The organism is Sphaerisporangium sp. NPDC049003, assembly GCF_043197795.1.
Classification (GTDB): Bacteria; Actinomycetota; Actinomycetes; order Streptosporangiales; family Streptosporangiaceae; genus Sphaerisporangium.
Window position 1 is genome coordinate 78,673 of the sequence record NZ_JBICTU010000026.1, and the last position, 21,205, is coordinate 99,877.

Sequence of the window (21,205 nt, forward strand, 5' to 3'; positions counted from 1 at the left end):
GTGTCTGATGTGCTGCCCGACGGGAAGAGCGACCGGCCGCGAGGCCGGGAAGCCTCGGAGGTCGCGAAAGCATGAAACGACGCCGACGCATGACTGATCGTTTTATGTGCAGATGATTGCGGATAAGTGGTGACGGCCGCTGGTGATCGCCGATACTCGTGGCCATCGATGCCGCCAGGCGGCGGCAGGCCGGGAGTCCCCTGCGTGTCGACCGGGGAATGAGCCTCTGACCAGGCCTAACATCGACCGGTGATCGTCTTTGCGTGGGTCGTGGCCGCTGTCGTGTCCCTGCCGCCGGGGGTCACGGCCCCCGGCCCGCAGCCGTACGTGGGAGCGACCGCGGTCTCCGGCGCGCACACCAGCGGGCTCGGTCCTCGCCCGATCGTCATCGGGCACCGCGGCGCCTGCGCCTACCGGCCGGAGCACACCCTGCTCTCGTACGAGACCGCCATCCGGATGGGCGCCGACTTCATCGAGCCCGACCTGGTGTCCACCAAGGACCACGTGCTCGTCGCCCGGCACGAGAACGAGATCTCCCACACCACCGACGTCGCCACGCACCCGGAGTTCGCCACGCGCCGGACCACCAAGGTGATCGACGGGCGCAGGCTGACCGGATGGTTCACCGAGGACTTCACCCTGGCCGAGCTGCGCACGCTGAGGGCCGTGGAGCGCCTGCCCGGGCTCCGCCCCGGCAGCGCCGCCTTCGACGGCAGGGCCCGCGTCGCGACGTTCGACGAGATCGCCGCCCTCGCCCGCCGGGCCGGCGTCGGCCTCTACCCCGAGACCAAGCACCCGGGCTACTTCGCCTCCATCGGGCTTCCCCTGGAGGAGCCGATGCTCGCGACCCTCGACCGGTACGGCTGGCGCGAGCGGACGGACCCCGTGTTCATCCAGTCGTTCGAGACCGCCAACCTGAAGGCGCTGCGCGGCAGGACGCGCCTGCGGCTCATCCAGCTCCTGGAGTCCTCCGGGGCTCCGGAGGACCTGGTCGTCTCAGGGGACCCGCGCACCTACCGCGACCTGGCGACGCCCGAGGGGCTGCGCGAGATCGCCGCGTACGCCGACGGCATCGGCCCCTCCGTGGGCCTGGTGCTGCCGACGGGCGCGGGCGGCACCCTTGGCGCGCCGACCACGCTCGTCGGGGACGCCCACCGAGCGGGCCTGGCCGTGCACGTCTGGACCGTGCGCCCGGAGAACTCGGAGCTCCCCGCCGACTACCGCCTGGGGGACCCGGCGGCCCCCGGGTACGCGAGCGCGCACGGCGACATGGCCGGCTGGCTGACCAGGCTTTACGAACTCGGGGTCGACGGGGTGTTCACCGACGACCCCGGCATCGCGAGGCGTACCTTCGACGGGCTCAGGCCAGAGCCAGGGCGGGGCTCGGGCCGGGGCACGGCCAGGGCTCAGACCAGCGCCTCGGCCTCCGTCGGGCGCAGCTCGTCGGCGTAGCTGAGAGAGACCCGGCGCATGACGCCGTCGTCACTGATCGAGTACTGGCCGAGGCGCCACAGCGGGGGAGAGTAGGCGTGGATCGACACGCTGGTCTCCGCGTGGCCGTTGACCCGGTGGATGTGGTCGGGCCCGAAGGAGATCGAGTCGCCCTCGGACAGCAGGGTCTCCAGGTGCTCGCCCCCGATGCGGGGGTTCGACTCCTTGAGTGTGCCCTCGACGACCCGCAGGGCCCCGGAGGACACATCGTGGTCGTGCCATCCGGTGTCGTCGTCGGGGCGCCAACAGATGAGCCACACGTCGACGTAGGAGTCCCGGTAGAGGGAGGCGTAGTGGCGGGCCTCTCCGGCCTCGCCGAACGTGACGTGGTGCGACCAGAGCTCAGGCCGCTCCGCCAGATCCTCGACGAGACCGCGCAGCTCGCGCTTGTCGAGGAATCGGTCGGGCAATGACTCCCAGCTCATCTGGGCACAACTCCTTCCACAGCTAGCAGGCGCTTCGGATTGGTCACCGATATCTGGTAGGTGGCGGCCTCGCCGAGCAGGGCTTGGGGGGGTGAGGCGTAAGGGGCGTCGGAACCGAGGACGACGACCTCGATGCCGAGCACCCGGCTGATCGCGTCGATGGCCTTGTGGCCGTACGACGAGGTCTCAAGGAAGACGTCCGGGTCGACGACGCCCCTGGTGGAGCCGCCTCGGGCGATGAAACGCTCCACGTGCAGGGGCGCGAGGCCGCTGAGCAGCGCGAAGCAGACGCGGAGCCGCGGGTGCCGCGGGCGGCCGAACGCGTGGAAGGCGTACCAGGCGGCGTGCATCTGCTGGACGTACGAGACGACCGCCGGCCACCACGCGGGACCGTCCGGCGCCCCGGCCGGGCCCGGGTGGACGAACAGCGGCAGGTCGCGCTCCTCCAGCAGGTCGAGCAGGGGCGCGACCCTGGCGAAGCCCTCGGCGTCGAGCAGGGCGGTCGCGGGGAGCTGGAGGCCGGCGAAGCCGTCGTCCAGCACCTTGGCGGTGCGCGCCGGGTCGATCTCGGTGACGCAGGTGGAGGCCCATGCCCTGAAGGACGCGGGCAGGTCGAGCGCTCCCTCGTGGTAGGAGGTGAGCAGCGGCCAGGCGTCGGCGGCCGGCAGGTGCTCGATGCCGAGCGGGCTCGACAGCGACACCAGGGCCAGGTCGAGACCGTGCTCGCGGTTGAACGCCAGCCGGTGACCGAGGTCGTGGTCGAGGGGGTTGGCCGTGAAGGGCTCCTCGCCGTGGAGGAACAGCGTCCAGCCATCGAGGAAGGGAGGCTCCGTGCGCGCCCGCAGCGCGCCGACGAAGCCTGGCGTCCACATGTGCTGGTGCACATCGATGCTCACCGCTGTCACCTCCTGGAAGCACTCTACCCGACAATTCCTATCGACTTTATCGGGTATGCCTGGGGATCTGCTGTGAAACGGTTCACTGATTCGATTCAGTGAACCGCTTCACCTCGTCGCCGTCAACACTCTGTCCAGAGGACGAGACGCGCCGGGCCCCTCGCGTGGCGGGGATTCCGCATAGGCTGGCTTGATGCCGCGCTCCCAGCCACGCAAACGGGCGACGATCCGCGAGGTGGCCCAGGCGACCGGACTGTCGCCCGCGGCCGTGTCCTACGCGCTGCGGGGCATGCAGGTGTCCGAGGAGACCATAGAGCGGGTGCGCCAGGCCGCCGCCGAGCTGGGGTACGAGGCCGACCCCATCGCCCGCGCCCTGGCGAGCGGGCGCACCGGCATGATCGGCCTGCTCTGCGGGTCGCTGGAGGACCTCTGGCAGCAGTCGCTGGCGTTCGGCATCGGGCGGGCCCTGCGCGACAAGGACCGGTACGCGCTCATCCTCGACGCCGCGGGCGACCCCGCGCGTGAGCGCACCCTGGCACGCCAGCTCCGCGACCAGCGGGTCGACGGCCTGATCGTGCAACCGGTCGACCCGGCGGCGCCGCTGTGGGCGCAGCTCGCCGAGACGCTGCCGGTGGTCTCCATCGGCGACGCCCTGATCGACGCGCGAACGGCGGGGGAGGTGGTCTTCGACAACCGCAGGGGGGTCACGCTGGCCCTCGAATATCTCAGGGAGAAGGGCCACCGCCGCGTCGCCGTCCTGACCCCGACGTGGTCCAGCACCCCCGACCGGCCCGCCGACGTCCACGTGACCGCCGAGGCCGAGCGCCTGGGGCTGGACATCGACGTCGTGACCGCCCCCCACGGGCTGGCGGCCACCACGAAGGTGGCGGGCGCGTTGCTCGACAGCGGCGCCCGGCCCAGCGCGGCCTTCTGCTTCTCCGACTCCATCGCCTACGGCGTGTACGCGGCGGCGGCCGAGCTGGGGCTCCGTGTCCCCGACGACATCTCGGTCATGGGGTACGACGACCACCCGATGTCAGGGCTGCTCACCCCCGGCCTGACCTCGGTCAACTGGGACATCGACGGCATCGTGCGGGCCGCCGTGCGGCTGGTGGTCGCCGCGGCGGACGGGCAGAACCGCAGGCGAAGGATCATCCAGGCGCCCGAGCTGCACGAGCGGGGGTCCGTCGGGCCGCCTTCGTGAGGCCGCCTGTCAGTCCTCGTTCACGTCCTTGTCCCAATTTTCGTTTCAGTCCTCGTTTCAGTCCTCGTTGAGGCCGAGGAGCATGTCGAGGATCCAGGTGATGAGGCCGACGAGGATCGCCCCGAGGAAGGCGGCCCAGAAGCCGCTCACGTGGAACGGCAGCTTGAGCTGCTCGGCGATCCAGCTCGTGAGGAGCAGCAGGACGGCGTTCACGATCAGCGCGAAGAGGCCCAGCGTCAGCACGTAGAAGGCGCAGCCGAAGGTCTTGATGATCGGCTTGAGGACGGCGTTCACGATGCCGAAGATGAGGGCGACCGCGATGAGGGTGCCCGCGGACTTCGCCGTGGTCGACCCGGAGACGGTGATCCCGGGAATCAGGCGCGTGGCCGCCCAGAGCGCCGCCGCGACGACAAGGATCTTGATAATGATCTTCACGCTCCCGATGGTCGCACGGGGACACGGGCCGGCGGTAGGGCCGGACGACCTCGGGCCCTCGGTTCCGGGGCCGGTGGAAGATTGTTTTGACCGGGAGTGTTCGCTGGAGGGGTGGCGAATTGAGGATCGAAGGGGGTAAACCATGACACGCGCGATCGTGTTGCGGTCACGGCCCGTCGGCTGGCCGACAAAGGACAACTTCGAGCCGGTCGAGCTGGAGCTCCCGCCCCTGCGCGAAGGCCAGATCCTGGTGCGCGGCCTCTACATGTCGGTCGATCCCTACATGCGCGGGCGGATGAACGAGGGCGAGTCCTACGTGCCGCCCTTCGAGCTGGGTGAGCCGCTGCGCGGCGGCGCGATCGGCGAGGTGGTCGAGACCCGCGCTCCGGAGTTCCAGATCGGCGACATCGTCCTGCACGACTACGGCTGGCGGGAGCACGCCGTGCTGGACGCGCCGGAGGCGCGTGGGATCACGCCACTGCCGGGAGTGCCGCTGTCCGCATACCTCGGGGTGCTCGGCATGCCGGGCCTGACCGCGTACGTGGGCCTGCTCGACATCGCGGCCTTCAAGAAGGGTGACACGGTGTTCGTGTCGGGGGCCGCGGGCGCGGTCGGCAGCCTGGCCGGGCAGATCGCCCGCCTCAAGGGCGCCTCCCGGGTCGTCGGCAGCGCCGGTTCCCCCGCCAAGGTCGCCTATGTGATCGAGAAGCTCGGCTTCGACGACGCGTTCGACTACAAGGCCGAGGGGCCGGTGGTCGAGCAGCTCAGGCGGGCCGCCCCCGACGGCATCGACGTCTACCTCGACAACGTCGGCGGCGAGCACCTGGAGGCTGCCATCGAGGTGTTCCGCCGCTACGGGCGCACCGCGGCGTGCGGGGCCATATCCGTCTACAACGCGGCCGAGCCGGTCTGCGGCCCGCGCAACCTCTTCAAGATCGTCGGCAAGCGGCTCACGCTGCGCGGCTTCATCGTCGGGGACCACGCGGACCGGAGGCCCGACATGATCAGGGAGGTCGGCGGGTGGCTCCAGGAAGGCAAGATCACCTTCGAGGAGACCGTCGTGGAGGGGCTGCGGAACGCCCCGGACGCCTTCATCGGCATGCTCCGAGGGGAGAACCTCGGCAAGATGATCGTTCGACTGGCCTAACGTGCATATCCCCCTGATCACGGGGAAAGGGCCATAAAGGGGGTGAGCCTTAATGGACCAGGACGAGCTGCAGTCGCTGACGCCCAAGGAGCTCCACGACAGGGCGGTGCGCTACGCCGTGGCGCACGGTGACTTCGGCTTCCTGTGGGAACTGCTGAAGGTGATCCCGGCGGCCGAGGCCGCGAGCGGTCACGGGGATGAGACGGCCAACGATCTCAGCCGGGTGTCGGCGCTGCTCAGCGACGCGATGGCCTCCGGTGAGGGCGAGCTCGGGGAGGCGCTGCGTCCCGTCTACCTCGCCTACCTTTCCGAGCACCCCGACGCCTGAGCGTTCCCCGCCGGCTCTAGGCTCCAGAGCATGGCATCGGTGAATGTGGAGCGTACTGACAACGGCTTCGTGGCGCGCAACGCGCGCGGAGCGGAGGTCGCGATGGGCAGTGGTGACGAGGAGGGTGTCTTCACCCCCGTCGAGCTACTGCTCGCCGCGGTCGGAGGCTGCAACATCGTGACCGTCGAGCCGCTCACCGCCCAGCGCGGGCACAGGCTCGTACGGCTGGCGATGACGGTCGAGGCCCAGAAGGCCGAGCCCACGCTGCTCGGCCCGGTCACGATCACGTACGACGTCGAGCTGCCCGAGGGAGACGCGGAGGCGGACGAGGTCTTCCGCGCCGTGGCCCACCGGGTCCACGAGCGGCACTGCACGGTCAGCCGCTCCCTGGAGAGGGGCACCGAGGTCAAGGTCGAACTGCCCGAATAGCCGCTTGGCCCGGCGGGTCCGGCCGTACCCGGTCATCCCAGCGAGTTAGACCGAATCTATACCCGGCGATGACGAGTAGCTCAGGCCCCGGTATGTAGTGTTAAGGCAGGTCAAGGGGGATGCGACCAGCCGCCCGAGAGGGCGCCGCAGAGCTTTTCGCCAGAAGGACGCGGTGGGGGACCGCGTCCGTACAGCGGGACCGCCCGATGCGTTTGGGGGAAGGCATCGGCGCTGGACCGTGAAGATCGGGGCCGGACAGGCGGGGGACTGTCCGGCCCCGATTCATGTCTCCCGGCCCCTGATCTCCCCTGATCTCCCCGATCGTCGCGCCGCACGTCCTCTATAAGCCCCGATGTCTGAAATATAGGGGTTTGTGGTGCGAAGGTAGATCTAATAATGCTTTGTAGCACTTTCGTTTGCTTTGTCCTGACTCGGTGGGTAAGGTTTCAACCACGAAAGGGGCGGTGACCTGGTCTTCAGTCCGAAGGCCGCCGCCCCAAGTGTCGAATCTCCAGGGCCACACCAGGCCCGGGGGAGCCGGGGACCCAAATCTCTTGGGGTGAATCCGCGTGAGCGGTAGGGCGACTCCAAGCCCGAACCCGTCAGCTAACCCGGTAGACGTGATTGGAGAGGAGACCCGAGTGGAGCACCCCACTCCGAGCAGTCATTGCACCGGGCAACCCTAGACCCGGATCTCGCCGTCAGAAGCGGCGGACAAGTCGGCTGGTAGCAGCCGTGCACGCGAGCGATCTACGCCCTCTGTGACACATGGTGGCAAGCCGCCACCGCTGACCGACCACGTACGAATGCGCGCTCAGCGCCGCGATGGACCCCACGAAGCCTCGCCTCACCCTGAGAGCGCTTTCCACCCCCCGCACCGAACTCCTGACCACTCGGAGCGCGGGTCCCCTTGTCTTCTGATGAAAGATCCTATCCTCCCATGCCTCCTTTCAAGATCACCCCCAAGTGTCGATGGACGTCCGGTGTCGCCGGCGTCGTCCTCGCCTGCGCCACCGCCGTCTGCGCCACGGTCTCGGCGCACGCCGACGACAAGCCCCTGAACCCCGTCGCGGTCCAGACCGAGAAGCCGATGCTGCTCAAGGGCTCCACCAGGGCCTCGTACTTCTGGGACGACGCCTCAGGACGCATGGGTGACACGGGACTTCCGGCCATCGGCAAGCCGATGCAGAAGGGCCTGTTCGCCAGCCCCAGCTGGCCTCTCGGCACCGAGGGATACGTCGTCTACAAGGACAAGAAGGCCCCGTTCTTCATCGGCGACCGAGGCCCGGGGATCCCGTCCGAGAGCGGCGTCATGCTCGACATCGACGGGAAGACCTTCGCGGAGCTGACCGGCGGTACCTTCAACAACTCCTCCCTGGTGGTCACCGGCTTCGCCGCCGGACACATCAAGGTCGACTACGTGATCACCAAGTGGGGCGACGGCGTGGGCAAGAAGAACTACCCCGTCCCGTTCTCCAACGGCGCGTGGGGCGTCTACGACACCAATCCCGCCACGCCCCCCACCCCGGTGGTCCTCGCCACCGGCTGACCCGGAGGCCTCCGCGCGACACGCCCGGCGTGGGCCCTGTGGGGAACCACCTGAAAAGCCCCACATCGCCGCTGAGGATGTGCGGAGCCTGGCCAGGACTGCTAAAGTCACCGTAGTCACGCGCCGCTAGCTCAGTTGGTTAGAGCAGCTGACTCTTAATCAGCGGGTCCGGGGTTCGAGTCCCTGGCGGCGCACCACGGCACCGGCCGATGACCTGGGCATTCTCCACTTGACGGAGGGTGCCCACAGTCATTTCCGGGCCTGTGTGGGGTCGTTGTGGGCTCTTTGGTCGCGACCGGGTCTCCGGCATGATCGTTGTCCCCCTTGCAGCAGTTCACGCTTGAGCGTGGCGTTGAACGCCTCCGCCAGGGCGTTGTCCAGGCACGTCCCTGTCCTGCCCGCCGATCTGCGGATCCGACAGCCGTCGCAGAGCGCCGCGAACTCGGCCGAGGTGTACTGACAGCCGCGGTCACCATGAAAGATCACGCCGTCGACCTGGCCGCCTCGCGCTCCGACCGCCGCCTTCAACGCGTCGCTGATCAGCTCGGTCCGCAGGTGGTAGGCGATCGACCAGCCGACCAGTCGCCGCGACCCGATATCGATCACCGTCGCGAGATACATCCACGAGTCACCGACCGGCAGATAGGTGATGTCCCCGCACCACCTCCGGTTGACCCCACCGGCTGCGAAGTCACGTTTGAGCAGGTCAGGGACCGGCGGAGCGAGTTCGTCAGGGATCGTGGTCCGCCTGCCCTTACGCAGATGCAGCCCGACGATGCCATGCACACGCATCAACCGGGCCACCCGCTCGGCGTTGACGCGCTCCCCGGAATCACGCAGGTCCGCGGTGATCCGCGGCGAGCCGTTCGTCCCCCCGAGGCGTCATGAAAGCGCCGGATCTTCTCCACGATCCGCTCGTCCTCAACGGCCCGCGCCGGCCGGCTCCCGCCCCAGCCAGGCGTAGAAGGCGCTGCGCGCCACGTTCACACCCGGCACAGCCGCTTGACCCCGTAGACGAGGCGGTAGGCGGAGATGAACCGCAAGCGGCCGATCAACGATCACCACCCTGCGTCCGCCGCGGGTCATCATTGTGGTCGATGGTGGCGTTGCTCAATGAGCTGTGCGGCCTGCGCGAGTGTCCCGGGGCTTCGACACTGAGTCCGAGCACGGCGGCGCCGTTGCACGGGGCCATGGTGCCGATCCATCGTCATGAGCCGCCCTACGCCGGTCAATCGGCGGCGGTTTCGTAGCAGAAGGCCGCCAGGGCGATCTCCCTGTCGTCTTCGTGAGGGGAACGGTGGTGAGGAAGGAGCTGGCCATGAAGTAGGGTCGGGCCGTCTCCTAAGTCAACGGCGACGCCACCAGGCGGACAGACGCCATGTTCACGGGTGTGCTGAAGCAACTCGGCGGCTGACAGTCCGCAGAGCTCAGGATGGACCCAGAGCGGACCTGCGGTCCCGTCCAGGAGAACCAGCACGGTGAGCTGGCAGGCGCCTTGATCGGTGTGCAGGCCGATGAAGTCGCCTCGCCCGTAGTACAGATAGGACGACACCACAGCCTGCACGGAACGGCCCAGCATTCCACCGAGCCGGTCCACCAGAGTGCGTTGGTGCAGGTCCCAGCGGACATCCCCGCCGGAGGTGTACCAGCCGGAGGCCGGGCTCGTTAGTTGGGCGTCATCCACCAATTTTGGGTCCCGCCGTATCCGGGTGTCCGCGCTAGCGCGAAGACGCAGGGCCTCTGAGCGCAAGAGTTCCTGTTCGCCGGGTGTCACCAGATCGGTCAGAGTTTGATGGAGGGCGCCCATCTGAGACACGGTCTCAGTCGAACTCACGGGCGCGGACGCCGCGGACGAAGGCAGTCCACTCTTCTTCGGTGAAGACGAGGACAGCGCCGGCCGGGTTCTTGGCGTCGCGCACTGCGGCCCCGCGCGTGCCGCGAGCGACCTCGACGCAGCCACCATCAGGGTTGCAGAATGACGATCTCCGGAAGTCCTGCGCCGTCCCGTTCTCGAGTTCCATCATGGAGTCCTCTCTGATCGGATACCGCAATGTTCTCGGCAAATGATAGCGAGGTAATCCAAAATCGGTGCAGGGCGGATGAAGGTGGTAAGGCGGATATGTCCAACCGGAATCCTTTAGGATGGCACTAATTCGACCAGGAAAGAGAACCGTAAGACGATGATGTGGCGCCGTATTTTCCGAGGCGATAGCGATCTTCGCGGCTGGCTTAGCTGGGTAATCCCGATACTCGTGGCCGCTGTCGTCGCGGTTGTCCAATCCGTATGGGGAGATGAGGCGCCGCTCCGGAACCTGGCCGATGCGTGGTCAATCACCGCCGTGGGTGTCATCGCCATCGACTCTTTCAGAGCCACGACGATGTCCGCACTCCGGCGCAGGCTCCTTTGGGCTTCGGTTATCGTAGCCGTGCTGGTGGTCGCATACATGTCGGTCGCCCTACATCGTCACCCGTGGGACTGGCTGTATGTGAGCGGGGTGATGACCTTCATCGTCAGCGTGGAGTTGAGTGAGACTCTGGGCCCGGCGTTGAACCATACAATGCGCGATCTGGTTGACAGCGGAATTCTGCGGCTTACCAATCGCGAGCTGCGTAGACTCCGTCGGGATCTGCGCCGGGTCTGCAAACGGTACCAAGTAATCGCGGGTACTGTGGTCGGCGTGGCCTTGGCCGCTGCCTGGTTCGCCTCCAGCGCGTCCAACTTCGCCTATATCGTTGTGCACAACCCGGCGGGGTTGGCCTTCCAGTCTTTGGCGGGCGTGGTTGCGGGCCAACGACTGGGAAGGATGGTCGCTTACGCTAGGGTGTGGCGGCTCGCGCCCCGGCGCGGATCCCTCTTCGACCCGATGCTGGAGCATCCCGACGGTGCCACCGGCTTGGGTCCGGTCGGCCGATTCTACTTCCGCCAGTCTATGGTGGCGGCACTCCCCGCGGTGTACCTGGCGATGTGGTGGTTTCTCATTCCCCTTCTTCCCTCGTTTCTCTGGCAGTGGCGAACACCCTATCTGGGGCTTTTGGCGATCGCCGTCATTTTCGAGATTCTCGCTTTTGTCCTACCGATGCGGGTAGCTCACCGGGTAATGCGTAACAACTCAGATCAATGGCGATTACAGGCCGCACGGCTCATTCCGCGTATTCGGGTGGCGCAGACATCGTTGACCGAGGTCGGAGAGGACCACGACGAGGTCAGCAAACAGCTCGAAGCCCTGCTGAACCGCTACCGGTTGCTTCTCGCAGCACCCACGTGGCCGGTCGAACCATCCCTGCGCCGATGGGTCACCCTCAACAATGCCGCGCTGTTCATCCCCTTCCTCAGCTACGCGCTCGGAGACAGCGCGTTGTGGCAGCAGATCGCCACGGTGGTCGGTGGGCTCAAACGCTGACGGCCGGGACCCAGGGCTCCGGCCGCGGTGGCCGTGCCGGTCAAGAAGGTGCGGAATCCGGGGCTGCCGACCGGGCAGATGGAGAAGATCGGGAAGGTGAAGGGGAAGCCGCCCAAGGTCATCGGCGTTGCCCAAGACGGTCGGCCGGGTCTTCTTCACCCGCGGCGGCCGCGACTACACCTGCGCGGCGACCTCCGCGAAGGGCACCGAGAAGAGCCTCGTCATGACCGCGGGCCACTGCGTGTACGACGTCGTCGGCCAGGCGGCCGTCAAATCGACCCCGCGCATTCTGTGGCGACGCTGGGGAGCCGGCGGATTCGTCGAGATGGCACGCGGCGTCGTCCGCGGCGCAGGTCAGGCGAAGCGTTCGATCGTGACGGGAATCAGCCCTTGGCCGCGCATCGCCTGCCTGTGGTGGTGGAGCAGCGCCCCGACGGCGGAGGCTGGGCCGGCGCCCGGGCTCACGGTCACGTCGAGGCACCAGGCGATTCCCGGCCCGATGCGGCGCAGTTCCCAGGTGAGCGTGTGGCCGGCGGGGGTCGCCGTCGCCGTGCCGATCACTTGTGCCCGCGGGTCCGCCGGGTCGCCGACCGGCTCCAGCCTCAAGGACGCCCGCAGGTTGGTGAGGCCGGGTTCGTGGACGTCTCCGGCGAACAGGATGCGATAGTGGCGCCCCCCTCCGCCATCGGGTGAGCCCAGATCCAGGGGGGCGGCGGTGGGCAGCGCCTGGCAGTCACCGAAGAAGCCGCGAAGCCGTGCTTCCTGCGGCAACGCGCCCCCGCCGAGCATCGTGCAGGCGCCGGCGGCGTCGGCGCGGCTCACCGGGAGCACCCGCTCACGCAGCAGGGCGTCGGTGCGGATCTCGCGGCTCAGCGCGGGGGAGCTGCGCCAGGCGCCCGTCGCCGGCGTCCACCCGGCGCTGCCGATGCCGGCCGCGGTGTGGTCGTCGTGCAGGAGGAACTCCTCGACCAGGACTCCCGACGGCGGCGCTCCACGGCGCCGGTCACCGGCCGTGGCGAAGATCAGGTAGTAGTCCAGGGGGAGGCCCGCCTCCGGCAGGGCGTACCCGCCCGGCACCAGCGGAGAGCCCCCGGCCATGACCTGCCCGCCGGCCCATCGCGGCCCGTGTTCCCCATCCCTATCCACCGTCACATGATGTCATCGGCGGGTGGCGGCACGGTTCGCGTGCATGGGGATGCCCCACCCTACGTCCACGTAGGGCCGTGACACGGCGACGACATGGCGGCGACGTGGCGGTGCCACGGCGGCGGGCTATTCGCGGGGAGCGGGCCGCCTTCGCCGGATCGACAGGCTGACGAGGAAGGCGCCCAGGATAATCGCCGCCAGACTGCCCGCGACCACGATGCCCACGCTCTGGGCGTCCATTCCGGTGAAGGGGAGTTTGCCGGATTGACGGGGCGCGGGGTTGGGGGCTGAAGGGACGGTTCCGGCGGGGAGTTCGTCGCGTGGTTGGTGGCGTGTTATGCGGCTGGTTTCCGTGTCGGCGGATGGGTCGTGGCCGAATTCACGGACCTCGACGTGATTGCTCCAGCTGTGGGTCTCGATGTCCGGCCAGGTCCCGTAGTCACGGCTTCCTGATTCGTCGATCGAGGTTCCGGCGGGGAGATCGCCGGGCCAGTGGGGCGCCGGGCCGCCGGTGCCGTGCTCGGGCCGATGTGGGCTCGGGAGGGGGGTGGGGCTGACGGTCGGGCTGATGGTGGGCGCGGGAAGTACCTGCACCGACACCCCGGTGGAGCCCGACCCGTCACGACCGGGGACCACCTCGCCATTCGAACGCCGCCCGTCCCCGTCGCCGCCGGATTCCGCTCCGGAGGCGGCCGTGGCCATGGGCGCACAGACGGCCAACAGGACCGCGACCTCGATTCCTAGCACGATTGACTTGAGCCGTCCACGCATGGTTTTCCCCCGGATATCAGTAAAATCTGCTCATTGACCGCCAGTTCCGCACCTACGGGCCTTTCTCGGATTTACCCATTTCGCGGTGGATATCACCGCGATCGGAACCCGTGTCCTTGGTGGCCGCCTAGGGCCTGGTATCTGGTGAACGACGCCGGGGATTATCGGATTCATAACGCCAGTCCTGATCTTTGGCGGTATAAATTCCCGGCAAAATGCTCGCGTAATCCAATACAAAGCCCGATAAAAGCGCTTAATGGTGGGATTGTCGCTTTTGTGGGGGTGTTTGCCGGTGGTCATGATCAACGCGTGACCTGCCGGGACGGATTGCGGCCGATCGCCCTCGACACTCTGAGTGATGGAAACGATGCGTTCGGTGGTGGCCGCGTGGGGGCGGATCTGCCGCGGCGGGGGGTCGCGGGGGTCGTGACGGCTGTGTGCTATCCTCGTGTCAGTTGCAGTTGTGGTACCCATAAACTCTGTGTGCACCTGACGAGATGTAACCATCAGGTGCATTTTTGTTTTGCCGGTCATCTCCGGATGGGCTCATCGCGGCGACGCGGGGTCGGCACAGTGCCGATTCCGGCTCGACCCCCCCTATCAAAGGAGATTGACATGGCTACTGGCACTGTGAAGTGGTTCAACGCGGAAAAGGGCTTCGGCTTCATCGAGCAGGAGGGCGGCGGCGCCGACGTCTTCGCCCACTACTCCAACATCGCCGCTCAGGGCTTCCGCGAGCTCCAGGAAGGCCAGAAGGTGTCGTTCGACGTCACCCAGGGCCAGAAGGGCCCGCAGGCGGAGAACATCGTTCCCGTCTGATCTGACGCGCGTAACAGGGCCGGGGCCCGCACCTTCGAGGTGCGGGCCCCGGCTCGTTTGCTTTCCGGCACCTGTTGGGCGGCGAGCAGGTGGGACGGTCAGTCCTCGGTGCAGCCGGGATCGTCCGGTGCGGTCTTGATGCGACTGAGAAGTCGGTGGAGCTGGGCGATCTCGTCGTCGTCGAGGTCGGCGAACAGTTCACGCTCGACCGCCTCCAGCGCCTGCTCCACTCTGGTGAGCGTGCGGGCGCCCGCGGTGGTCATCTCGACGATGTGCCGGCGCCGGTCGGCGGGATCGCGGCGGCGCTCGGCGAGTCCGTCGCGTTCGAGATCGTTGAGGATCGACACCAGCACACTGGGATCCACGCCCAGCGCCTCGATGAGGACCTGCTGGCCCATGGGGCCGCTTTCGGCGAGGTGCATCAGGGTCACGGCATGCCTCGGGGTCAGGCCGGTCACGCCGAGCGCGTGACGTATGCGCTCGTTCGTGATGCCGCCGTGGCGGGCCAGCAGCAGACCGAGACGGTCCATCGCCCGGGGCGACTCGACGTCCTCGACTCTCATGCCTATACCGTAACACAGCCGAAATGATCGAGCCTGAAATATAATTGATGTGGTTCAACGATATGTTAGGGTCAACGGACATCGCGGACGAGCGGCCGTCGTGAGCCCGGCCCCGCCGGACGCGATCCCGCACAGGAACCAAGATCGGGGATCCTAATGAAAACCATCGCACCTGACTGGCAGCCCACCGTGGCGGTGATCGGCGGCGGATACGGAGGCATCCGCGTCGCCAAGGCGCTCGACGATGTGGCCGACGTCGTGCTGGTCGAGCCCAAGGACGCCTTCGTGCACAACGTCGCGGCGCTGCGGGCCCTGGTGGACCCGGCGTGGCTGCCTCGCATCTTCATGGCCTACGACAACCTGCTCACCCGTGGCCGGGTCGTGCGTGACCGCGCCGCCGCCGTCGACTCCAAGCGGGTCATCGTCGGCTCCGGTGAGGAGATCGCCGCCGACTACATCGTGCTGGCGACCGGCTCCGCGTACCCCTTCCCCGGCAAGACGGACGCCACGGAGGCCGAGGTCGCGCACGAGCGCTACCGGTCCTCGCACCGCGCGCTCGCCGACGCCGGCCGGGTGCTGCTGCTGGGCGCCGGCCCCGTGGGCCTGGAGCTCGCCGGTGAGATCAAGGCCGTCTGGCCCGGCAAGCACGTCACCCTCCTCGACACGGCCGACGACATCCTCGCCGGGCCGTTCATGCCGGAGCTCCGCGCGGAGCTGCGCGGCCAACTGGAGGACCTCGGCGTCGAGCTGCTGCTGGGCAGCGCCCTGCGCGAGGCGCCTCCCACAGAGCCCGGCACCGCCGGGACGTTCACGGTGACAACCGAAGCGGGCACCGAGGTGACCGCCGACATCTGGTACCGCTGCTACGGCACCAGGCCCATCACCGGCTACCTCGCCGATGACCTGGCCCCGGCCCGCACGGCCGGGCATCTCATCGAGGTCACTCCCGAGCTGCGCGTGCTCGGCCAGGAGACCGTCTTCGCGCTCGGTGACATCATCACCGTCGGCCCGCCGATGGCCGGGTTCGCGGGCCGCCAGGCCGATGTGGTCGCGGGGAACATCCGTGCGCTGATCACCGGCGAGGGCGAGGTGCGGGCGTACGAGCCGATGCCGCCCGTCATCGTCGTACCGCTCGGTCCCGAGCGCGGCGCGGGCCAGCTCCCCGGGCAGGACGCCGTCGTCGGAAGCGCCGTCATCGCGGACATCAAGGGCAGGAGCATGCTGGTCGGGCCCCTGGCGGAGATCCTCGGAGTCGCCGAGTAGCCCGGCGTCCCGCGCGGGGGCGGCGCGCACCTGCTGCTGCTCCGCAACCACGCCATCCAGCTGCTGAGGGGGTTCACCCTGGGCCACGTCGAGTCCGGCGTGATCGTGAGCGTGGTGTACCTCGCGGTCATGGGGGCGCTCGGCCTGGTCGTCGCCCGGCGCAGGTGGGCCCGCATCCTGCTCCACTGACCTGGCCGGCTCACTCGTGATGACCTCGCCGGTCACCCGGCCCAGGGAGAGGCGGAGCGCACGGGATCCGTGATACGGATGTGGGAGCCGAAGGAGGGTACAGATGTTGCCGTGGCGGGCCGACCTTGAGGGACGCATCGACGAGCACACCGTCGAGAGCGAGTTGCTGCGCGGGAACCCGCTGGGTGATCCGCACCGGAGACCGTTGTGGGTCTACGTGCCGCCGGGATACGACGACGAGCCCGACCGGCGGTATCCCTCCATCTACGTGATCCAGGGTTACACAGGTCACCTGGCCATGTGGGGGAACCGCACGCCCTTCCGCCAGCCGTTCCCCGAGACCGCCGACCAGGTCTTCGCCCGCCGGGAGGCGCCGCCCGCCATCGTCGTCTACGTGGACGCCTGGACGAGCTACGGCGGCAGCCAGTTCGTCGACTCGCCCGGCACCGGCCGCTACCACTCCTATCTCTGCGACGAGATCGTGCCGTGGGTAGACGCCCGCTACCGCACCCTCGCCGATCGCGACCATCGCGCGATCACCGGCAAGTCCAGCGGCGGGTTCGGGGCGATGATCACCCCGATGCTGCGCCCCGACCTGTTCGGCGCGTTCGCCACCCACGCGGGCGACACCCTCTACGAGCACTGCTACCTGCCCGAGTTCGCCCAGGCGGTCCGCCATCTGCGCGCCTTCGACGGCGACATCGGCCGGTGGTGGCGGGAGTTCAGGTCCCGCACCGCGTTCACCCACCCCGCCGACGGCGTGCTGGTGTCGGTTCTCGGCTGCGCGGCCGCCTTCTCGGCCGGGCCGGACGGCGTCCCCGAGCTGCCGTTCGATCCCGGTACGGGCGTGCTCAGGGACGAGGTCTGGGAGCGCTGGCTCGACTGGGACCCCGTCCGCATGGTCCCGAAGCACGCCGACGCCATGCGCTCCATGCGGGGGATCTGGATCGACGCGGGCACGCGCGACGAGTACTTCCTCGATCTCGGCGCCCAGGCCTTCCACCGGGCGCTCCTCGACCACGAGGTGCCGGGCGACCTGATCCGCTTCGAGCTCTTCGACGCGGGGCACGGCGCCATCGACTACCGCTACCCGATGTCCCTCGCCTGGCTCTCCGAGCGCATCCAGCCCGACCCGGGGGCGTGACGATTCGAGCGCGTCACCGCGGGAGTCTGGTGGCGAGGATCTCGACCCTCTCGATGGTGGGCGGCCGGGTGAAGAGCTCGTCGGACCTCTCCGTCAGGGCCGCCGCGACCTTGCCTGCCAGGTGCGCCTGCCGTGCGGCGTCCTGCTCGAACGCGTCGAAGATGCCGAAGGTCGCGCAGTTGATGCGCAGTGCGAACCACGCGGCCGTCCCCGGCTCGTCTTCGATCAGGGCCAGCCCGTCACGCAGGAAGTTCTCGGTCTCGCGTTCCTTCCCTGGCCGGGCGTTCACGCGTACCAGCAGGCCGACGGTGACCATTCGCGATCCCTCCCTCCGCTGGTCGGACCGCGTTTCCAGAAGCCGTACCCGATCACGAATGCGGACGAACATCCTTAAATCGGAAGTTACGGTGCCTTGGCGGGATACGGGCTCAGCCGGGGAACTGATCGTCTACGACCCGGTCAGCGACGAGCCGGGAGCCCCGGATGGAGTCGTGCGTGCCATGGTGGCAGGGGACGGGACGACGATGGCGGTGAGGACGAGCCCGTTCCCGGCCAGCCAGCGCCCGGAGAATCCCTTGATCTCCGTACCGCCGACGTGGGGGCCCGGCACGAGGAGCCGCGCCTGGAAGGTTCCCCGCTCGGGGTCGATCTCCAGCATGGCCTCTTCGAAGTCGAGCCACAGCCCCGTGAGCGGGAACCACGCCTTGTAGACCGACTCCTTGGCGCTGAAGAGGAGCCGCTCCCAGCGGACGCCCCGGTCGTGGCGCGCCAGCTCGCGCAGATGCTCCCTCTCCTCGGGAAGGGAGATCACCTCCAGGACGCCCTCGGCCAGCACGTCGTTGGGCTCGGCGTCGATGCCGATCGTGGTGACCTCCGCCGACCTGCCGAGGACGGCGCCCCGGTACCCCGCGCAGTGGGTCATGCTGCCGACGACGCCGCTCGGCCACCGGGGCGCGCCCCGCTCGCCCGGGAGCACCGGCGCGGGGGGCAGGCCGAGCGCGCTCATGGCCCGCCGCGCGCACAGCCGAGCCGTCGTGAACTCCCGGCGCCGCTTGTCGACGACGTGCTCGACGATCTTCTCCTCCTCGGGGAACAACTCGGCCCCCGGAGGGTCCTCTGTGAGGTCGGCCGAGACCACGTAGGGGGGAAGGATGCTCTCGATCACGACGTGGCCTCCTCGGGAACGATCACGACGTGGCCTCCTCGGGGAAGACGTGCCTGATCGCCTGCATGCCGTCGATCCCGTACGCGCGCCGCTCGCGCGGGTAGCCGAGGGACACCTCCTCGAAGCGCACGCCGTCGTGCCAGGTCGTGCGGGGGATGTGCAGGTGGCCGTACACCACCGTCGCGGCGTTGTAGCGCAGGTGCCAGTCGGCCGTCTCGACCGTGCCGCACCACTGCGCGAACTGCGGGTAGCGCAGGATGTCGGTGGGCTGGCGGACCAGCGGGAAGTGGTTGACGAGGACGGTCGGGATGCTGGGGTCACGGGTTTCGAGACGGCTCTCGGTCTCGCGCAGCCGGGCCCGGCACCAGGCGTCCCGGCTGGGGTACGGGTCGGGGTGGAGCATGTACTCGTCGGTGCACACCACGCCCGACTTGTGCGCCCACGCGAGCGCCTCTTCCTTGGTGGTGTTCGGCGGGCGGAAGCTGTAGTCGTACAGCACGAAGAGGGGCACGATGGTGACGGGCCCTCCGTGCCCCGTCCACACGGCGTAGGGATCCTCCGGGGTGAGCACGCCGATGCGCCGGCAGATGTCGACGAGGTGGCGATAGCGCTCGTCGCCTCGCAGCTGCACCGGATCGTCCTTCGGCGTCCAGAGCTCGTGGTTGCCCGGCGTCCACACGACGGTGGCGAAGCGTTCCTTCAGCAGGGTGAGCGCCCACTCGATGTCGGCGACGAACTCGCCGACGTCGCCGGCCACCAGCAGCCAGTCGGACTCGGACTCGGGCCGGAGCTTCTCGACGATCTGGCGATTCTCGGAGTACGCCACGTGGAGGTCGCTGATCGCCATGAGCTTGCCGTGGGCCGTACCGCCGATCGTCACATGGCGATCGTAAACCGTGCCGTAGGCGGGCGGGAAACACATCCCGGGCGCGGCAGGGGCAGGGGTGTGTGATGTCCGGCCGGGGCCGGATAGCGTTTACGCATGACCGCCACCATCGTCGCCAAGGATCTCGCGGCCGGACACGGCGACAGGGCCCTGTTCTCCGGGCTCGACCTGGTCGTCGCGCCGGAGGACGTCATCGGGCTGGTCGGCGTCAACGGCGCGGGGAAGTCGACGCTGCTGCGGATACTCGCGGGCCTCGCCGCCCCCGAGAGCGGCACCGTGCAGCTCAGCCCGCCCACGGCGGTCGTCGGCTATCTCCCGCAGGAGCCAGAGCGCAGGCCAGAGGAGACGGTGGCGGACTTCCTGGCCAGGCGCACGGGCGTCGCCGCGGCGCAGCGCGAGCTGGACGCCGCGACCGAGGGCCTGGTGGAGGGCCGTCCCGGCGCCGACGACGCGTACTCCACGGGGCTGGAGCGCTGGCTCGCCCTCGGCGGCGCCGATCTCACCGAACGGGCCGAGGAGGTCGCCGCCGACCTCGGCCTCGCCGTCGATCTCCACCACCCCATGACGGCGCTGTCCGGGGGGCAGGCCGCCCGGGCCGGCATGGCGTCGCTGCTGCTCAGCCGTTACGACGTCTTCCTGCTCGACGAGCCCACCAACGATCTCGACCTCGACGGGCTCGAACGGCTGGAGCGCTTCGTCACCGGCCTGCGGGCGGGCACCGTGGTCGTGAGCCACGACCGCGAGTTCCTCGCCAGGACCGTGACCAAGGTGGTCGAGCTCGACCTCGTCCAGCAGGAGGTGCGCGCCTACGGCGGCGGGTACGAGGCCTACCTGACCGAGCGCGAGGTCGCCCGCCGTCACGCCCGCGCCGAGTACGAGGAGTACGCCGAGACGCGGGCCGGGCTCCAGGCCAGGGCGGGGATCCAGCGGGCCTGGATGGACAAGGGCGTGAAGAACGCCCGCCGCAAGGCCACGGACAACGACAAGATCGGCCGCAGGTTCCGCAGCGAGGCGAGCGAGAAGCAGGCGGCCAAGGCCCGGCAGACCGAGCGGATGATCGAGCGGCTGGAGGTCGTGGAGGAGCCACGCAAGGAGTGGGAGCTGCGCATGGAGATCGCCGCCGCTCCCCGGGCGGGGGCGGTCGTGGCGACCATGCGGGGCACGGTGGTCAGGCGGGGCGCGTTCGCCCTCGGGCCGGTCGACCTGGAGATCGGCTGGGCCGAGCGGGTGGCGATCACCGGGGCCAACGGCTCGGGCAAGTCGACGCTGCTCGCGGCGATCCTCGGCCGGGTGCCCCTCGACGAGGGGCACGCCGCGCTCGGGCCGGGCGTCGTGGTCGGAGAGGTCGACCAGGCCCGTGCCCTGTTCCTGGGCGACGAGCCGCTGCTGGAGGCGTTCGGCGCCGCCGTGCCCGACATGGCGCCCGCGGACGTGCGCACGCTGCTCGCGAAGTTCGCGTTGAGGGCGGCGCACGTGCTGCGGCCCGCCGCGACCCTGTCGCCCGGCGAGCGCACCCGGGCGGCCCTCGCGCTGCTCCAGGCTCGCGGGGTGAACCTCCTCGTGCTGGACGAGCCGACCAACCACCTCGACCTTGTGGCGATCGAGCAACTGGAGTCGGCGCTCTCGTCCTACCAGGGCACCCTCCTGCTGGTCACCCACGACCGCCGCATGCTGAAGGCCGTACACACCACCCGCCACCTCCAGCTCTCCGCCGGCCAGGTCGCGGAGACCGGCCTGTAAGCGACGACGCCGGTCCGGCGCGGCGTCCCGCCGCGCCCCGCCATGCCGCCACACCCATCTCCTCCCGTGTGTCGGCCCATCCCTGACCATCCCTGCATTCTGGTGAACCGCTCGACCCCGTCGCCCGTACCTGATGGTGCGAATCGTCGTGGCCGGTCCGTCGAGGTGGTGACGGGCCGGCCACGGCGCGGTCGACCAGGGAAGGGATCCTCGT

22 protein-coding genes, 1 tRNA gene, 1 pseudogene and 1 riboswitch are annotated in these 21,205 nt (G+C 68.9%); of the genes and pseudogenes, 12 read left to right on the forward strand and 12 right to left on the reverse strand.

Features of this window, described 5'->3' with window-relative positions:
* Positions 1-249: 249 nt before the first annotated feature.
* A complete protein-coding gene (locus ACGFIV_RS27090; protein ID WP_392838089.1) occupies positions 250-1,452 on the forward strand; it encodes a glycerophosphodiester phosphodiesterase in 1,203 nt (400 codons plus the stop codon).
* Here ACGFIV_RS27090 and ACGFIV_RS27095 read toward each other — a convergent pair.
* Both ACGFIV_RS27095 and ACGFIV_RS27100 read right to left on the reverse strand, forming a co-directional pair.
* Complete coding sequence (locus tag ACGFIV_RS27095) at positions 1,407-1,916, reverse strand: cysteine dioxygenase family protein (protein ID WP_358548561.1); 510 nt, start codon at positions 1,914-1,916, stop codon at positions 1,407-1,409. The genes ACGFIV_RS27090 and ACGFIV_RS27095 overlap by 46 nt on opposite strands.
* The gene (locus ACGFIV_RS27100; protein WP_392838090.1) at positions 1,913-2,812 is read right to left on the reverse strand and encodes an amidohydrolase; all 900 of its coding nucleotides are present in this window, start codon (positions 2,810-2,812) and stop codon (positions 1,913-1,915) included. Before ACGFIV_RS27100 ends, ACGFIV_RS27095 begins: the two co-directional genes overlap by 4 nt.
* A gap of 193 nt (positions 2,813-3,005) precedes the next feature.
* On the opposite strand from ACGFIV_RS27100, the gene ACGFIV_RS27105 reads away from it, so the two are divergent.
* Positions 3,006-4,016: a LacI family DNA-binding transcriptional regulator gene (locus ACGFIV_RS27105; RefSeq protein ID WP_358548567.1), complete on the forward strand. Its 1,011-nt coding sequence runs from the start codon at positions 3,006-3,008 to the stop codon at positions 4,014-4,016.
* A gap of 57 nt (positions 4,017-4,073) precedes the next feature.
* On the opposite strand, the gene ACGFIV_RS27110 is transcribed toward ACGFIV_RS27105, so the two are convergent.
* A complete protein-coding gene (locus ACGFIV_RS27110) occupies positions 4,074-4,451 on the reverse strand; it encodes a phage holin family protein (RefSeq protein WP_358548569.1) in 378 nt (125 codons plus the stop codon).
* A gap of 142 nt (positions 4,452-4,593) precedes the next feature.
* Between ACGFIV_RS27110 and ACGFIV_RS27115 the strand changes: the two genes are divergently transcribed.
* From ACGFIV_RS27115 to ACGFIV_RS27135, 5 genes are all read left to right on the forward strand, one after another.
* On the forward strand, positions 4,594-5,598 hold the full coding sequence (locus ACGFIV_RS27115) for an NADP-dependent oxidoreductase (protein WP_392838091.1): 1,005 nt from the start codon (positions 4,594-4,596) through the stop codon (positions 5,596-5,598).
* A 52-nt stretch (positions 5,599-5,650) separates the two neighbouring features.
* Positions 5,651-5,926, forward strand: coding sequence for a hypothetical protein (locus ACGFIV_RS27120; RefSeq protein ID WP_358548574.1), 276 nt, complete (start codon positions 5,651-5,653; stop codon positions 5,924-5,926).
* A gap of 30 nt (positions 5,927-5,956) precedes the next feature.
* Positions 5,957-6,355, forward strand: coding sequence for an OsmC family protein (locus ACGFIV_RS27125; protein ID WP_358548576.1), 399 nt, complete (start codon positions 5,957-5,959; stop codon positions 6,353-6,355).
* Between the two features lie 491 nt (positions 6,356-6,846).
* Positions 6,847-6,992, forward strand: a riboswitch (cyclic di-AMP (ydaO/yuaA leader).
* 303 nt (positions 6,993-7,295) lie between these two features.
* The gene (locus ACGFIV_RS27130) at positions 7,296-7,904 is read left to right on the forward strand and encodes a hypothetical protein (RefSeq protein ID WP_358548579.1); all 609 of its coding nucleotides are present in this window, start codon (positions 7,296-7,298) and stop codon (positions 7,902-7,904) included.
* 120 nt (positions 7,905-8,024) lie between these two features.
* Positions 8,025-8,101, forward strand: a tRNA-Lys gene (locus ACGFIV_RS27135).
* Positions 8,102-8,153: 52 nt separating this feature from the next.
* Here ACGFIV_RS27135 and ACGFIV_RS27140 read toward each other — a convergent pair.
* The 3 genes and pseudogenes from ACGFIV_RS27140 to ACGFIV_RS27150 form a co-directional block, all read right to left on the reverse strand.
* Positions 8,154-8,765 (reverse strand): annotated as a pseudogene (locus tag ACGFIV_RS27140) (IS3 family transposase); the annotation flags it as partial.
* Positions 8,766-9,132: 367 nt separating this feature from the next.
* Positions 9,133-9,711, reverse strand: coding sequence for a hypothetical protein (locus ACGFIV_RS27145; protein ID WP_392838092.1), 579 nt, complete (start codon positions 9,709-9,711; stop codon positions 9,133-9,135).
* 13 nt (positions 9,712-9,724) lie between these two features.
* On the reverse strand, positions 9,725-9,928 hold the full coding sequence (locus tag ACGFIV_RS27150) for a DUF397 domain-containing protein (RefSeq protein WP_392838093.1): 204 nt from the start codon (positions 9,926-9,928) through the stop codon (positions 9,725-9,727).
* A 228-nt stretch (positions 9,929-10,156) separates the two neighbouring features.
* Here ACGFIV_RS27150 and ACGFIV_RS27155 point away from each other — a divergent pair, with 228 nt between their 5' ends.
* Positions 10,157-11,305 (forward strand): hypothetical protein, encoded by a 1,149-nt coding sequence (locus tag ACGFIV_RS27155; RefSeq protein ID WP_392838094.1) that lies wholly within the window; start codon positions 10,157-10,159, stop codon positions 11,303-11,305.
* Positions 11,306-11,659: 354 nt separating this feature from the next.
* Here the strand turns inward: ACGFIV_RS27155 and ACGFIV_RS27160 are convergent, their stop codons facing one another.
* Positions 11,660-12,451, reverse strand: a complete 792-nt coding sequence (locus tag ACGFIV_RS27160; RefSeq protein WP_358548592.1) for a hypothetical protein — start codon at positions 12,449-12,451, stop codon at positions 11,660-11,662.
* Positions 12,452-12,577: 126 nt separating this feature from the next.
* Positions 12,578-13,222 carry a hypothetical protein gene (locus tag ACGFIV_RS27165; RefSeq protein WP_358548595.1) on the reverse strand — a complete coding sequence of 215 codons (645 nt, stop codon included), beginning with the start codon at positions 13,220-13,222 and terminating at the stop codon, positions 12,578-12,580.
* A 615-nt stretch (positions 13,223-13,837) separates the two neighbouring features.
* On the opposite strand from ACGFIV_RS27165, the gene ACGFIV_RS27170 reads away from it, so the two are divergent.
* Entirely contained in the window at positions 13,838-14,041 is a 204-nt protein-coding gene (locus ACGFIV_RS27170) for a cold-shock protein (protein WP_358548598.1), read from the forward strand.
* Positions 14,042-14,139: 98 nt separating this feature from the next.
* Here ACGFIV_RS27170 and ACGFIV_RS27175 read toward each other — a convergent pair whose 3' ends face one another.
* Complete coding sequence (locus tag ACGFIV_RS27175) at positions 14,140-14,604, reverse strand: MarR family winged helix-turn-helix transcriptional regulator (protein ID WP_392838095.1); 465 nt, start codon at positions 14,602-14,604, stop codon at positions 14,140-14,142.
* Positions 14,605-14,760: 156 nt separating this feature from the next.
* On the opposite strand from ACGFIV_RS27175, the gene ACGFIV_RS27180 reads away from it, so the two are divergent.
* Entirely contained in the window at positions 14,761-15,867 is a 1,107-nt protein-coding gene (locus ACGFIV_RS27180; RefSeq protein WP_392838096.1) for an NAD(P)/FAD-dependent oxidoreductase, read from the forward strand.
* 292 nt (positions 15,868-16,159) lie between these two features.
* Positions 16,160-17,200 carry an alpha/beta hydrolase-fold protein gene (locus tag ACGFIV_RS27185; protein ID WP_358548606.1) on the forward strand — a complete coding sequence of 347 codons (1,041 nt, stop codon included), beginning with the start codon at positions 16,160-16,162 and terminating at the stop codon, positions 17,198-17,200.
* 13 nt (positions 17,201-17,213) lie between these two features.
* Here ACGFIV_RS27185 and ACGFIV_RS27190 read toward each other — a convergent pair whose 3' ends face one another.
* The 3 genes from ACGFIV_RS27190 to ACGFIV_RS27200 all read right to left on the reverse strand — a co-directional run bounded on the left by ACGFIV_RS27190 (position 17,214) and on the right by ACGFIV_RS27200 (position 19,212).
* Positions 17,214-17,516, reverse strand: coding sequence for an antibiotic biosynthesis monooxygenase (locus ACGFIV_RS27190; RefSeq protein WP_358548608.1), 303 nt, complete (start codon positions 17,514-17,516; stop codon positions 17,214-17,216).
* A gap of 132 nt (positions 17,517-17,648) precedes the next feature.
* Positions 17,649-18,365 carry a 4'-phosphopantetheinyl transferase gene (locus tag ACGFIV_RS27195; RefSeq protein WP_392838097.1) on the reverse strand — a complete coding sequence of 239 codons (717 nt, stop codon included), beginning with the start codon at positions 18,363-18,365 and terminating at the stop codon, positions 17,649-17,651.
* A 22-nt stretch (positions 18,366-18,387) separates the two neighbouring features.
* Positions 18,388-19,212 carry a metallophosphoesterase family protein gene (locus ACGFIV_RS27200; protein ID WP_392838112.1) on the reverse strand — a complete coding sequence of 275 codons (825 nt, stop codon included), beginning with the start codon at positions 19,210-19,212 and terminating at the stop codon, positions 18,388-18,390.
* Between the two features lie 135 nt (positions 19,213-19,347).
* Between ACGFIV_RS27200 and ACGFIV_RS27205 the strand changes: the two genes are divergently transcribed.
* Positions 19,348-20,991 (forward strand): ABC-F family ATP-binding cassette domain-containing protein, encoded by a 1,644-nt coding sequence (locus ACGFIV_RS27205; protein WP_392838098.1) that lies wholly within the window; start codon positions 19,348-19,350, stop codon positions 20,989-20,991.
* Positions 20,992-21,205 lie beyond the last annotated feature (214 nt).